Source organism: Planktothrix prolifica NIVA-CYA 540, assembly GCF_963864145.1.
Lineage (GTDB): Bacteria > Cyanobacteriota > Cyanobacteriia > Cyanobacteriales > Microcoleaceae > Planktothrix > Planktothrix agardhii.
The window spans coordinates 3,293,172-3,307,803 of record NZ_CAWLTW010000001.1 but is presented as its reverse complement, the minus strand read 5'-3'; the positions used below and the strand labels follow the sequence as shown (position 1 = coordinate 3,307,803).

At 39.1% G+C, this 14,632-nt stretch carries 8 protein-coding genes and 1 pseudogene; 6 read left to right on the top strand and 3 right to left on the bottom strand.

Features of this window, described 5'->3' with window-relative positions:
- Window positions 1–73: 73 nt before the first annotated feature.
- The gene (locus AC559H_RS14715) at window positions 74–853 is read right to left on the bottom strand and encodes an amino acid ABC transporter ATP-binding protein (RefSeq protein ID WP_026785519.1); all 780 of its coding nucleotides are present in this window, start codon (window positions 851–853) and stop codon (window positions 74–76) included.
- 462 nt (window positions 854–1,315) lie between these two features.
- Here AC559H_RS14715 and AC559H_RS14710 point away from each other — a divergent pair, with 462 nt between their 5' ends.
- The 4 genes from AC559H_RS14710 to AC559H_RS14695 are packed head-to-tail and all read left to right on the top strand — an operon-like array spanning window position 1,316 to window position 10,796.
- A complete protein-coding gene (locus tag AC559H_RS14710) occupies window positions 1,316–2,398 on the top strand; it encodes a hybrid sensor histidine kinase/response regulator (RefSeq protein ID WP_026785520.1) in 1,083 nt (360 codons plus the stop codon).
- Between the two features lie 17 nt (window positions 2,399–2,415).
- A complete protein-coding gene (locus AC559H_RS14705) occupies window positions 2,416–7,221 on the top strand; it encodes a PAS domain S-box protein (RefSeq protein ID WP_071782762.1) in 4,806 nt (1,601 codons plus the stop codon).
- A complete protein-coding gene (locus tag AC559H_RS14700; RefSeq protein ID WP_026795856.1) occupies window positions 7,222–8,229 on the top strand; it encodes an ABC transporter substrate-binding protein in 1,008 nt (335 codons plus the stop codon). It abuts the gene before it with no gap.
- Window positions 8,230–8,234: 5 nt separating this feature from the next.
- Window positions 8,235–10,796, top strand: a complete 2,562-nt coding sequence (locus AC559H_RS14695) for a response regulator (RefSeq protein WP_052349358.1) — start codon at window positions 8,235–8,237, stop codon at window positions 10,794–10,796.
- Window positions 10,797–11,013: 217 nt separating this feature from the next.
- Here the strand turns inward: AC559H_RS14695 and AC559H_RS14690 are convergent, their stop codons facing one another.
- Window positions 11,014–12,351, bottom strand: coding sequence for a CHASE3 domain-containing protein (locus AC559H_RS14690; RefSeq protein ID WP_158442183.1), 1,338 nt, complete (start codon window positions 12,349–12,351; stop codon window positions 11,014–11,016).
- 294 nt (window positions 12,352–12,645) lie between these two features.
- Here AC559H_RS14690 and AC559H_RS14685 point away from each other — a divergent pair.
- Window positions 12,646–12,980: pseudogene (locus AC559H_RS14685) on the top strand (type II toxin-antitoxin system RelE/ParE family toxin).
- Entirely contained in the window at window positions 12,973–13,227 is a 255-nt protein-coding gene (locus AC559H_RS14680) for a hypothetical protein (RefSeq protein ID WP_071782610.1), read from the top strand. Before AC559H_RS14685 ends, AC559H_RS14680 begins: the two are co-directional and overlap by 8 nt.
- Before the next feature lie 85 nt (window positions 13,228–13,312).
- On the opposite strand, the gene AC559H_RS14675 is transcribed toward AC559H_RS14680, so the two are convergent.
- A complete protein-coding gene (locus AC559H_RS14675; RefSeq protein WP_026795855.1) occupies window positions 13,313–14,530 on the bottom strand; it encodes an amino acid ABC transporter permease in 1,218 nt (405 codons plus the stop codon).
- Between the last annotated feature and the right edge of the window lie 102 nt (window positions 14,531–14,632).

The window sequence follows — 14,632 nt, the reverse complement described above, 5'->3', positions numbered from 1 at the left end:
AAGGGGAGGGTTGGGAGGGGTCGAGATAGATGGAAATATTACAACTGATTTAGGATTGCTATATTTTAATACATTAAAGAATTTGAGACAGAAACTTTTGAGTTCGTTCTTCTTGAGGATTGGTAAAAAATTCTTCTGGGGTTGCTTCTTCGACTAAAATTCCATCGGCCATTAACACAATTCTATCGGCAACTTCCCGCGCAAATCCGACTTCATGGGTAACACAAACCATCGTCATTCCCGACTCGGCTAAAGTTCGCATCACGTCTAAAACTTCCCGCACCATTTCCGGGTCTAAAGCAGAAGTAGGTTCATCAAATAACATAATTTTAGGCTGCATTGCTAAGGCTCTAGCAATCGCAACTCGTTGTTGTTGGCCGCCAGATAATTGACCAGGATATTTTTTTGCCTGTTCTAAAATCCCGACTCTTTCTAATAATTGTAAAGCTACTTCTTCGGCTTTTGCCTTCGGCCAACGTCTGACCCAAATCGGAGCTAAAGTAACATTTTGTAAAATACTTAAATGGGGAAATAAATTAAACTGTTGAAATACCATTCCCACTTCTTTGCGAATTTCTTCAATATCTTTTAAATCATGGGATAAATTAATTCCATCTATGACAATACTACCCTGTTGAAATTCTTCTAAGGCATTAAATGTGCGAATAAAAGTCGATTTTCCCGAACCAGAAGGCCCCATAATCACCACCACTTCCCCCCGTTTCACCGAAAGGCTAACCCCTCTAAGGGCGTGGAAATTATTGCCATACCATTTATGTACATCGGTAGCAATAATAGCAGTATCTGACATTGATGATGAACTGGGGTTGGTATTAGGTTGTATTTGTGTCATGGCTTTAAATTGGGGTTAGTATTCAGCAGTAGATTCATTGTTCTATACATTATTATCGAAGATTTGGGTTTAAAACCCCGTCCTTCTAGGACGGCTTTGTGCTAAAATTAAGTTGGTGTGAAAAAACCCACCCTATCAAAGATACTCCGAAACAAATAACAAGGTTGAAAGTCCTGCGGGGTTGACGATGAGAAAGGGGAAGCGGAAGTAAGGCAATGGTATCAGTCCACCCTTGAACGCACTCAAAATTAAATCTTTTCTTGAAGTGGCGGAAGGGCATTCTGACACTTTAAACGGACGTGGAGACAGTGTAAGACTACTCAAAGAGTAGCGACAGTCTGTGAAGCGTCAACCCCGTTCAGCGACCTCCTTAAACAAGTGGCGTGGTGAAGAATCACCGTACCTTCAGGTCGGTGAGGATGTCAAAATTAAGAGTATGTTAAGTGCTTAAGGGAACCACAATTGAATCAGCCTTCTATTTTAGTGGTCGATGATCAACCTCGTAATTTTGATGTCCTGGAATCACTGTTAAGCAGTCAGAATTATGAGTTACACTATGCTTCTAGTGGACAGGAAGCCCTCGAATCCCTAGAAATCATCCCACTGGATCTAATTTTATTAGATGTGATGATGCCAGAAATGGACGGGATTGAGGTTTGCTCCCGGATTAAAGCCAATCCCCAATGGCAGTCAATTCCGATTATTATGGTGACGGCATTAACGGAGAAAGAAGACCTGGCTCTATGTTTAAGTGCCGGTGCTGATGATTTTTTGAGCAAACCCGTTAATGGTCTGGAACTTCGCGCTAGAGTTCATTCGATGCTGCGGATTAAGCAACAATACGACAATCTACAAACCCTGCTGAAATTGCGAGAAGATCTGGTCAAGATGTTAGTTCATGATCTTAGAAATCCCCTAGCTGGGATCTTGTTAGGATTGGAGATGTTGACCCATCCCAAGCTATCACCAGAGGCAAAACAAGAGAAAATAGTTACAATAAAATTATCAGGGCAAAAGTTATCAGGCTTAATTGATGATTTATTGCTGATGGCGAGGATAGAATCGGGTAAAATTGCTCTCAATCTCAGCCCAGTTAATCTGGGAAATATGCTGCGGGAATTGGTTAAAGATTTTGAATTTAACGCATCTCAAAAAAAGATTGAAATCATCACCCAAATTCCTGATTTTGATGGCACGATTAAGATAGATCAAGCGATGTGTCAGCGAGTTTTAGATAATTTACTCTCTAATTCTATTAAGTTCTCTCCCCAAGAAAGTCAGATTATCATCAGTGCTGAACATCTCCCCGAAGGAGGGACAAAAATTAAAATAGCTGATTATGGGCAAGGCGTACCCGATAATTTAAAACAATGTATTTTCGAGAAATATGAAATTGGGACTCTGATGCAAGGTGTCTCTCAAATCGGATTGGGATTAGCTTTTTGTAAAATGATTGTCGAAGCTCATGGTGGCACAATTAGGGTGGAAAATAATCAACCCCAAGGAGCAATTTTTGAAATTACCTTCCCCAATAATATTACCTAACTAGCCTGATTCAGATCATGTTGACATCGTTGACATCGGCAAGTGCTATCACCAAAACGGAACTAAGATCTGCCATCGTGCGTAATCCCCTGATTGTTGCACCGGATACGACCGTTAGGGATGCGATCACACAAATGAGTGCATTGCATACACAGTGTTCGACGTCCACCAGAGACAATCACCCACTAGATGAATTACACCTTGAAGCTCGGTCAAGTTGTGTCCTAATTGCTGAAAATCAGAAATTATTAGGCATTCTCACCGAGAGAGATGTGGTACGCCTGAGCACCGAGAAACGCTCCTTAGAGAGTCTGCCCGTCCGTGAGGTCATGGCCCATCCAGTTGTCACCCTCTATGAGTCGGCTTTTACGGATTTGTTTTTTGTGATTAACCTGCTCAAACAGCACCGGATTCGCCATTTACCCATTCTCAACGACCAAGATCAAATAGTTGGACTGCTCACCCACGAAACCCTAAGACAAACATCCCGTCCGACAGATTTATTGCGGTTACGTCTGGTCGCAGAAGTGATGATTGCGAACGTTGTGTCCGTGTCTCCCAATAGTCCCATATTACAGATCGCCGAATTGATGGCAAAGCATCGTGTCAGTTCCGTGGTGATTGTACAAGAACAAGATAGCCTATTTATCCCCATTGGCTTTGTAACTGAGCGAGATTTAGTCCAGTGTCAGGCATTAAACCTTGATTTAGAAACCTGTATGGCCGATCAGGTGATGAATATATCGGTTTTCCCAGTCAGAAAAGATCATTCTCTCTGGGTGGTGCAACAGATAATGGAACAACATTTGATTCGGCACTTGGTGGTAACGGGTGAGGAGGGTGAACTGCTGGGAATTATCACCCAGACCAGTATTTTACAAGCCCTCAACCCCCTGGAATTATACAAATTAGCCGAAATTTTAGAACAGAAGGTATCACGGTTAGAAGCGGAGAAAATAGAACTTTTAAGCCATCGGAATCTGGAATTAGAACGTCAAGTTGAAGAAAGAACGGCTATCCTCAAGGCAAAAGCCAAACAAGAGGAGTTAATCACTAATCTTGCCACTCAAATTCGTTCCTCTCTGAATTTGCCAGAGATTTTGAAGACAACGGTGGAACAAATCCGATCTCACCTCAATTGTGATCGGACAGTGATTTGGCAATTACAAACCGATACCAGTGTAATTGTTGCAGCAGAAGCCAGCAGCAGTCAAGATTTTTATGATCTAGGAACACAGACTACTGACCCCTGTTTTTCGGATTGGATCGATGCCTATACTCACGGACGGGTTCGGGTAGTGCCAGATATCTACACCACTCCCATGACCGACTGCCATCGTCAGAGCCTAGAAAACTTGCAAATTCGGGCAAAAATTATTGTTCCTATTCTGCTAGGACAAACCCTGTGGGGATTGTTAGTGGCTTCCGAAAGCAATAAGCCGCGCCAATGGTTGACAGAAGAAATTACCCTGTTACAACAACTGGCTACCCAAGTGGCGATCGCAATTCAACAAGCCACCGCTTACCAACAAATCGAAACCGAACTGGCAGAAAAACGCAAAATCGAAGCCGCCCTGATTGAGAGTCAAAATTCCTATATTACCCTGGCTGCCGCTGTTCCCGTTGGGATTTTTCGTACCGATACTCAGGGAAACTGCATTTATGTGAATACATCTTGGTGTTCCATGACCGGACTCACCCCCTCGAAAGCCATCGGTGGGGGTTGGACTCAAGCCATACATCCCCAGGATCGAGACAAAATCGTCTCGGAGTGGTATTTTGCCGTTCATGAAAATCGTCCCTTTCAGTTAGAATACCGCTATCAACGCCCCGATGGTTTAATCACTTGGGTATTTGGACAGGCGATCGTAGAACGTGATATTAACGGGGAAATCATTGGTTATGTGGGCATGGCCACCGATATTACTCAACGGAAACAGGATTCTGAAATTCTGGAAAACTTGATTGAAGGTACATCCGCCGTCACCGGAAAAGACTTTTTCCCAGCCATGGCTGAACATATTAGCAAAGCCTTTGAACTTGATCGGATTGTAATTACAGAATTGCGTAACCAGGTCTTTTGTAAGTTAGTCGATTTCTCAAATCACCAATTTCAAGCTGATCATATCAATGAAAATTTAGAAGAACTTTATGCTAAGAGTGATCTGGGTCTTGACCTACAAAATCAAGCCGGGGAGTCTCTGGGCTATATTGCGATCTGGAATAAAACCCTGAAAAATTCATCCAATCTAGGCAAGATCACTGATATTTTACGGGTTTTTGCCACCAGAGCCGAGGCAGAAATAGAAAGACTCAGGGTAACGGAAGCTCTGCAACAACGGAATCAAGAGCTACGCCAGGCACAATCATCATTAGAAGAATTTAACCTTTCCCTGGAAAGCCTGGTGCGACAACAGACTAAGGAAGTCATAAACCTCAATATTCTCCAAAAAGCTATTCTCGATGCGGCTGATTATTCTATTATCTCCACCGATCTTCAAGGCGTGATTCAGACCTTTAATGCTGGGGCAGAAAAAATGCTCGGTTATCGGGCAGAGGAGGTTATTGGTAAAGTCACCCTCGCAAGAATCCACGATCGCAAAGAATTGAAAATTTACGCTGAAATCCTTTCCCAAGAGCTTAATCGTCCCATTGAGCAAAGCTTTGAAGTTTTTATTGCACTCTGTAAAGGAGGCATAATCAATGATCAAGAATGGATTTATATTCGCAAAGATGGTTCTGACTTTCCGGTATCCCTATCTATCAATGCCCTCAAGGATATTAATCAGCAAATTATTGGCTTTTTAGCCATTGCTAAAGATATTAGCCAACGTAAACAAGTAGAACTGGAACGGCAAAAGTTACTTCAAGAATTATCTGCCTTTAAACAGGGCTTAGATCAATCTGCCATTGTCTCTATTACTGATACCAAAGGAGTAATTATTTACGTCAATGATCGTTTCTGTGAAATTTCAGGTTATTCCCGTGATGAACTGATCGGAAAAACCCATCGCTTGATTAATTCTGGCTACCATCCTTCTGACTTTTTTAAACAATTGTGGCGCACGATTATCCAGGGTAAGGTTTGGCGGGGTGAAATTTGCAATCGAACTAGGAAAGGGGATTTATATTGGGTAGACAGTACCATTGTCCCCTTTTTAGATAGCTACGGAAAACCCTTTCAGTATCTAGGGATTCGCTTTGATATTAGCGATCGCAAGAAAATTGAAGTTGAATTAGCCAAGAGTGAAGCTCAATTCCGAGGACTGGTAGAAGGAGCAAACGATTTAATTTGGTCTTTTGATCTTGATGGCTTATATACCTACCTTTCACCCCAATTCGAGACGCTTTTTGGCTGGAAACCTAGTGAATGGATTGGTAAATCCTTTGTGGATCTAGTTCATCCTGATGATTTGGAAATGCTGATTAAAAATAATCACCAATATATCCTAGCCGGGGAAACATCCCATAATCTTGAAATTCGACATCTTCACCGAGATGGTCATTATCTGTGGGTAAGAATTAGTGCGACAGCGATTAAAAATGAACAAGGAACAATAATTGGTCGTCAAGGAATTTTATCGGATATTAGCGATCGCAAACAATATGAAGTCCAACTGCAACAAACCAATCTGGAACTAGCCCGGGCGACCCGCATGAAAGATGAGTTTCTTGCTAATATGAGCCATGAATTACGAACTCCCTTAAATGCTATTTTAGGAATGTCTGAAGCCATGCAGGAGGAAATATTTGGCCCCCTGAATCAAAAACAACATCAGTCAGTACAAACTATTGAAAAAAGTGGGACTCATCTCCTGGCATTAATTAATGATATTCTTGATGTCGCTAAAATTGAATCGGGCAAAATTGAACTCAACTGCACCCCTACCCCTATAACAGAATTGTGCGAGTCAAGTTTGATCTTTATTAAACAACAGGCCCTAAAAAAACGCATTTCAATTCAGACCGAAATTTCCCCTTATCTGCCTAATTTATTAATAGATGAACGGCGTATCCGTCAAGTTTTAATTAACTTACTGAATAATGCGATTAAATTTACTCCCGAAGGCGGTGGAGTCTCCTTAACCGTTAAACTTGAATCTTCAACGGAAACCGCTTTAAGCAATCACTATATTAGTTTTGCCGTCACCGATACGGGTATTGGTATTGCTCATGAAAATCTCGCTAAACTGTTTCAACCCTTTGTGCAAATTGATAGTGCTTTAAATCGTCAATATATGGGGACAGGTTTGGGACTTACCCTGGTCAAAAAAATTGTGGAAATACACGGTGGGGAGGTAAAAGTTAAGAGTACAATTGATCTCGGTAGTTGTTTTGCCTTCCGTCTTCCTTGTCAAGATTTACTATTAAAATCTCCTCAATCTTCCCAGGAAACCGCAGTCAATTTAGACCCAAATTCTACAACCCAAGTCTCAGAAAAATTTCCTATAATTCTGTTAGCAGAAGATCATGAAGCTAATATTATTACGATTTCTCGTTATCTGAAGGCAAAAGGATACCAAATCATCTTAGCGGAAAATGGTCAAGAGGCAATTGATCAGGCTAAATTACACAGGCCAGATTTAATTTTAATGGATATTCAGATGCCTGTTATGGATGGTTTAGAAGCAATTCAACGGATTCGTGAGGACAGCGATCTCAAACTAGCTAATATACCTATTATTGCCCTCACAGCCTTAGCAATGACCAGCGATAAAAGAAAATGCTTAGAAGCAGGTGCAAATGACTATTTGGCTAAACCTGTTAAACTCAGTCAACTCACAAGTACAATTCAAGAAATATTAGCCCAGGAGAAAAACTAAATGAAAAGAGCAACAAAGCCACAATGGCGAAAATATCTAAAATACTTAATCCTCAGTTTCATGACCGGAATTTTAGCGATCGCCCTGGTCAATTGTACCCCTCAATCCTCCAGTCCATTACGGATTGGGATGAATCTCTGGCCCGGATATGAAACCCTATATTTAGCCGAGGATCTCGGTTATTATGACAACCAGCCGATCAAATTGGTAGATTATCCTTCAGGAACAGAAGAAGTTAAAGCCTATCGCAATGGTGAAATTGAAGGGGCGGGATTATCAATTGATCAGGCCTTATCTATCGCCGCCACCCAAGAAAATCTTAGAATTATTGCGATTATGGATGTTTCCCGGGGTGCAGATGTAATTTTAGGACAACCCGAGATTACTAATATCAAAGCATTAAAAGGAAAGCGAGTCGGACTAGAACCAACTGCTTTGGGATCTTTTTTGATGGCTCGGGCACTAGAAAAAAATGGGATGTCGGTTAAAGATATTGAGATTGTTTCTATGGAGCCATTAGAACATGAACAAGCGTATAAACAGAGAAAAATAGATGCCGTTGTTACCTTTGGGCCTCCCGTGGCTAAAATATTAGAAGCCGGGGCTAAAGTATTGTTTGATAGTAGTCAGATTCCGGGAGAAATTGTAGATGTTTTGGTTGTGAGTACCGACGCGATCGCTAATTCTCCTGAAAGCATTCAATCATTAGTTAATGGCCGATTTCGAGCCTTAAAATATTTAGAAGAAAACCCTCAAGAAGCAGCAACTCGCATCGCCAAACGAACACAAGTAACACCAGACACAATTTTGAATGCCTTTAAAGGTATACATCAACTCAACTTAGAAGAAAATCAAAAATTATTCAATCAAAATGATCCCTCCTTTGTCCAGGGGAGCAAAAAACTGATCAACATTATGCGAGAAAAAAAATTATTACCCAAAGATATTGATATAAATACAATCCTAGATGATCAGTTTATTAAGAACGCTAACTTATCAACTCCCTAAAATTTATGCCCCAACGTTTTCCCCTACCGATCAGATTTTCAATTCCTATCATTTTAATTACTTGTGGTGGTTTTTTCGGGCTGATATCGTTTCGTCAAGAAATTATTGAAACCTCCCATACGGAAACAACAAATGCTAAAAATTATCTGAAAATTTATGCTGGACAAACAGCTAGAATATTAGATTATATGGAGCGTAAAAATAGTATAGAGGGTGGCAATGTTAACGATATAGAAACTACAATTATTAGTCAGATTGGCAGTGATCCGAATCTCTCTCTAGTGGTAAAAATAGATGATCAAAATATCATTCGTTTGTCAAGTAATTATGAACTTAAAGGAACTTCTATCACTCAAACAATAAATTCTGATTATCGGGCTTATTTCGCCTCTGTAAAAGAAAAAATGGCAGGAAAGATCCTAATTTCTCAAGATCAAAAAAAGCTGATTGCAATTTATCCCTTAGTTTTACAGATTTTACCTAATGAAATTAAACCTTCTCGGGTGGGCATTCTCTTGCTTGAATATGATCTAACCAGTGTTCAAAAAGAATCTTTTAACGCAGCTTTAAGGCGGTCACTAATTTTTAATGGCGTGTTAATAATATTCTGTCTAGGTTTATGGTTTTTCTTCTATTTGACTTTTACAAAACGAGTTTATCGGTTAGTTTCTGCTAGTAATAGTTTAGCCGAAGGCAAGTTAGATATCAGAACTAAATTAACAGGTTCAGATGAACTGATGCAAGTCTCTGTTGCCTTTGATCGGATGGCAGTTAAAATTCAAGAAAATGCTAATGCCTTACAATATCAAGCAGAAAGAGAAAGATTACTCAGGGAAATTACCCAACGAGTTCGTCAATCTTTAGACTTAAAAACTATTTTTAATACGGCGACAGAGGAGACTCGTAAATTTCTTGACGTGGATCGGGTTTGTATTTTTAAATTCGATCCTGAATTTGACGATAATCAGGGGGAATTTGTGTCTGAATCTGTGAAAACAGGAGTTAATTCAATTCTGAATATTAAAATCGAAGAAAATTGTTTAAAAGAACAAGATAAATTTCCCGATCCCCAGAATCAAATTCTAATTGATGATATTTATCAAGTCAAAAAAAGTGACTGTTATTCTCGTTTTTTAGAACAATTTAAAATTCAAGCTGATTTGTTAATCCCCTTAGTTGTCAATGGAAAATTCTGGGGTTTATTTTGCATTCATCAATGTTATGAACCTCGAAAATGGCAACAATTAGAAATTGATTATGTCCAACAAATTGCCAATCAATTATCGATCGCAATTCAACAAACAGATCTGTTTAAGCAGATCAATAAAGAATTAACAGAAAAACAGAAAGCCGAAGCAAAATTAACCGAAAGTAACCAACAATTGGAAATATCTAATCAACAACTTGCCCATGCAACTCGTCTCAAAAATGAGTTTCTTGCTAATATGAGCCATGAATTGCGTACTCCCCTAAATGCTATTTTAGGGATGTCCGAAGCTCTCCAGGAGGAAATATTTGGCGGAATCAACGATAAACAACAAAAGGCCATAGAAACTATTGCCACCAGTGGCACTCATTTACTATCATTAATTAATGATATCCTCGATATCGCTAAAATTGAATCGGGCAAATTTGAAATAGAATGCGCCCCTACATCCATTCAGCATTTATGCGAATCAAGTTTGCTTTTTATCAAACAGCAATCCCTACAAAAAAGGATTACAATTCAGACAAAAATTCCCCCGAAACTACCGGAAATTATCGTAGATGAACGGCGCCTCCGACAAGTTTTAATTAATCTACTCGATAATGCTATTAAATTCACCCCCGCCGGGGGAAAAATCACATTTGATGTTACTATTGAAAATTCCTCATCTATAGGCTTTGCCGTCACCGATACGGGTATTGGTATCACTCCTGAAAATCTGACTAAACTGTTTCAACCCTTTATCCAAATTGATAGTGCTTTAAATCGTCAATATATGGGGACAGGTTTGGGACTTACCCTGGTTAAACGAATTGTGGAAATGCACGGTGGGGAGGTAAAAGTTGAGAGTACAATTGATCTCGGTAGTTGTTTTGCCTTCCGTCTCCCTTGTCAAGATTTGCTATTACCAACTCCTCAATCTCCTAGTGAAACTGGGTTAAATTTAGATCCAAGTTCTACAAATCAAGCATTACAAGAACTGTCGGTGATTCTATTAGCAGAAGATCATGAAGCCAATATTATTACTATCTCTCGTTATCTGAAGGCAAAAGGATACCAAATCATCTTGGCAAAAAATGGTCAAGAGGCAATTGATCAGGCTAAATTATACAAGCCAGATTTAATTTTAATGGATATTCAGATGCCTGTTATGGATGGTTTAGAAGCAATTCAACGGATTCGTGAGGACAGCGATCTCACACTAGCTAATATACCTATTATTGCCCTCACAGCCTTAGCAATGACCAGCGATAAACAAAAATGCTTAGAAGCAGGTGCTAATGACTATTTGACTAAACCTGTTAAACTCAGTCAACTCACAAGTACAATTCAACAAATATTAGCCCAAGGGAAAAACTAATCAATGTGTTATAGCAGGGAACACCGGAACAGCCCCCCCAAACCCCCCGTGCACGCAGGGCTGGGGGGGGAGGGAACAGGGTAGAAGATGTGTAATTAATTTTGTTTAGGTACTTATCTGTTTACCTCGTTGAGAAATATTACGAATTGGGGATAGAAAGAAGTGATTAGCCACCCGAACAAGTATTTGTAGGAAACATTCAGGGATGGAATATTAGTTACATTAAATCCGTGAGGATTTTTGCTACTTGATTGAGTTGTTGAGTGCTAATTTTAGTTTGACTAATCCCAGCAGCCGTCTCCCCTGCCCCTTGATTAATCATGTTGATCACCTCAACAATCTGCTGAATAGCGATATCTTGTTGGTTAATATTCATGGCAATTTGCTGTGAATTTAAGACCATATTATTAACAGAAGATGATACTTTGTCAAAAGTTAATACCGTTGTTTCAGCCATTTGCATAATTTCGTTGACTGTGTGAGTTCCTTCTGTTGTTACTTTAATTGTTGAATTGATGGAATTTTTAATCTCTTGTACAAGAACATTAATTTGGTAAGCAGAGTGTTTGCTCTGATCTGCTAGTTTACGGATCTCTGAAGCCACAACACCAAATCCCTGGCCCTGTTCCCCTGCCCGTACAGCTTCAATGGCTGCATTTAACGCCAGGAGATTCGTCTGCATGGCAATATTGCCGACTAAATTTGAGATTGTGCCGATTTCAACTGTCTGTTTTTCTAAGTCTTGGGTTTGCTGAACAATTCTCTCGGAATTGGTTTTTAGAGCCGCAATTCCTTGTACAGAGAGTTCTACTGCTTGGTAGCCTTCTTTGGTCAATGATAATACTTGATTGCCACTGGCAGAGGTGGTTTCTGCTTGAGTTGCCATTTGCCTAGATGATGTTGCTAATTCATTGACCGTAGCGGTGGTTTGATTGACTGAAATTGCTTGTTGATGGGTGATTCTTTCTTGTTCTTCGATGGTGGTGGCAATCTGGGAGGAGCTAGTGGTAATATCCAGGGAGATTTTCTCGATTGGCTGTATTATTCCTTGTTGAATAAACCGAATGCTGATACAAATCAGTCCTAGGATGACAATAGTTCCGGTAAATGTGGCAATCCTGGAAAGTTGTTCTGCCTGTTGCAATTCCTTTTGTCGATCTTCGAGTAGCTGATTTTCGACTTTGTACATTTCAATAAGTTTGACCCTGAGTTCATCCATTATTTTTTTTCCTTTGTCTGAGAGAACAAGGTTTCTTAACTCTTGCTCCTTACCACTCCGTTTGAGGTTAATCGTCATAGCTAATTCATCAAATTTATCCTTGATTAATAACTCTATTTGAGCTAATCTTTGCAGTTGTTCTGGATTATCTGAAATCAAGTTTTTTAATTCTATTTTCACGGATTCTTGATTTTTAAGTCCATCAGTATAGGATTCCAAAAATTCTTCCTCACCTGTGAAAATAAACCCCCTCTGTCCAGTCTCAGCATCGACTAAAAACTTTTCTAATGATCTTATACGCATCTTGACTTCATTGGTATGGTTAACCCAATTCATTGTTTTGACTACAGCTTGACTATTAAGGTAAAAAATAAGACTCATTATCAAATTCAGGAGAGCAATAGCTCCTAAACTTATCGGGATAACTAGCCCAAGTTTCCATCGGCTTTTTTGAAATTCTTTACTGATTTGCATAACCTGAATGTTTGCCTTCTGAATAACTTCATCGACTTTATAATAAATTCAGTGATTAGGGAGGACTTTTCGGTATGTGACTAACATTAATAGAGATTTAACCTTACTATAAATTATAGAATCCTTGCTCAAGCTATCTGCAAATGTAACAAAAGTATGGAAACACAACCCAAGGAAATTAGGCGTTATGTTGTATCCGATGGAAAAATACCTTTTGATCAATGGTTTAATCGTTTGCGCGATCGCCAAAGTATAGAATAGACTTACGACTCAAAAAATTACAACTCGGAAATTTAGGAGATTGTCGTTTTGTAGGAGAGGGCGTTTATGAATTAAAAATTGATTATAGCCCTGGTTATCGCATTTACTTTGGACAAGTAGGAGTAACGATTATACTGTTACTGTGTGGGGGTGATAAAAGTACCCAAAAACAGGATATTTATCAAGCTCAAAAATACTGGAAAGATTACAGGACATCAGAAAATGCTTAACAGTTTATCATACCAACCCTTTCTGATCTCACGACTTCAAGACCTGACTTATGCAGCAGGTTACATCGAAACTTGTTTACTAGAAACTTCTCCAGAACCGGAATTATTAAAACTGGTTTTAAGTGATGTTTCTCAAGCATTAGCACCGCAAACTATGACTAACCAAAAAAAGAAGGATAAAATACCAAATCTGGTTGAATTATCTACGTTATCATTTAGTCCGCGCAGGCGGACTTTGTTTGTATAGATGCGAATTCTATTCGCCCAAAACTATTCTATTCTATTATATTCGCTATTATATTCGCTATTCACCCCAAACAAAAAGGGTTTATTTATTTATGCTCCGTATTCAATTGTTGTTCTAATTTTTGACTAGCTATCGACATCCCATAACAAAATACCCAATACAAAATCCCAACGAAAATATAAACCTCTAAATGTCGTCCTAAAAACTTAGGGTTGGCTAAAATAGAGCGACTTATTCCTAATAATTCCATTAATCCCACAATTGATAGTAAAGTTGTATCTTGAAATAGGCTAATAAACTGACCTACAATTGAAGGAATTGCCACTTTTAAGGCTTGGGGTAAAACAATTAAACTCACCGTTAAAGGTGTATTTAATCCCAATGCTTTAGCGGCTTCGGTTTGACCTCTGGGAATACCTTGTAAACCCCCTCGGATGTTCTCCGCTAAATAGGCTGAACTAAACATAGTTAATCCAATAATAGCGCGTAAAATGCGATCGGGTCGCGCTCCTTCAGGAAGGAATAAAGGCAGTAAAATTTGACCCATAAATAGAATTGTAATTAAGGGTAATCCTCGAATTACTTCAATATAAACCGTTGATAAAATTCTGATTACAGGTAAACTACTTTGTCGTCCTAATGCTAATAATATTCCGATGGGAAAACATAATAAAATACTAATAATTGACATTAATAATGTCAACATTAGTCCCCCCCATAGGTTAGTTTCAACTACTTTTAATCCCAGTCCACCGCCAATCAACCAAACACAAATTAATAGTAATAAAAACCAAGAAAAAGGCAACCACTTTCCCAGTTTTGGTTGAGTATTTCCAATGGTTTTACCCCCCCAAGCCCCCGCTACCAATAATAATAGCATCACAATTAATAGCAGACGAAAAACTATTGGAGTGGGAGTAATAACCGCTAAAATTCCGATTAAACTAATCCCAATTAAGATATTTTTACTAAATAAAATTCTGCTATTTCTTGCTAAAAATCCCCAGGTTATTCCCGATAAAATAGCAATCATTCCTAACATTATCCACAATCGCCAATATTGATCCGAGGGAAAACGTCCGACAAAATATAGGGGTAAGTTAGCCGGAATTACAGCCCATTTAGCAGTAGTAAAAGCCCAAGAGATAAACCCCGTTAGCATTGATAATAACAGGGAACTAATTCCAATCGTAATTAGGGTATTATACCAAGTATTAAATAAGTTTTTTTGTAACCATTCTTTTGCGCTTAAAGCAATGGTTTCAGGCGGTTGATGGCTGGGCGGAGATTGTACAGAAGTCATTGTCTATTAGATCTTGTATTTTGGGTTTTTATTATAGCGGTATAGGGGAAAATATACCACTATAGCAATCCTAAATCAGTTGTAATATTTCCATCTATCTCG

What these genes read in the sequence shown, in the direction of transcription:
- AC559H_RS14675 (WP_026795855.1), bottom strand. Translation starts at nt 14,530, where the DNA reads ATGACTTCTGTACAATCTCCGCCCAGCCATCAACCGCCTGAAACCATT.
- AC559H_RS14680 (WP_071782610.1), top strand. Translation starts at nt 12,973, where the DNA reads ATGCTTAACAGTTTATCATACCAACCCTTTCTGATCTCACGACTTCAA.
- AC559H_RS14695 (WP_052349358.1), top strand. Translation starts at nt 8,235, where the DNA reads ATGCCCCAACGTTTTCCCCTACCGATCAGATTTTCAATTCCTATCATT.
- AC559H_RS14705 (WP_071782762.1), top strand. Translation starts at nt 2,416, where the DNA reads ATGTTGACATCGTTGACATCGGCAAGTGCTATCACCAAAACGGAACTA.
- AC559H_RS14700 (WP_026795856.1), top strand. Translation starts at nt 7,222, where the DNA reads ATGAAAAGAGCAACAAAGCCACAATGGCGAAAATATCTAAAATACTTA.
- AC559H_RS14715 (WP_026785519.1), bottom strand. Translation starts at nt 853, where the DNA reads ATGACACAAATACAACCTAATACCAACCCCAGTTCATCATCAATGTCA.
- AC559H_RS14690 (WP_158442183.1), bottom strand. Translation starts at nt 12,351, where the DNA reads ATGAATTGGGTTAACCATACCAATGAAGTCAAGATGCGTATAAGATCA.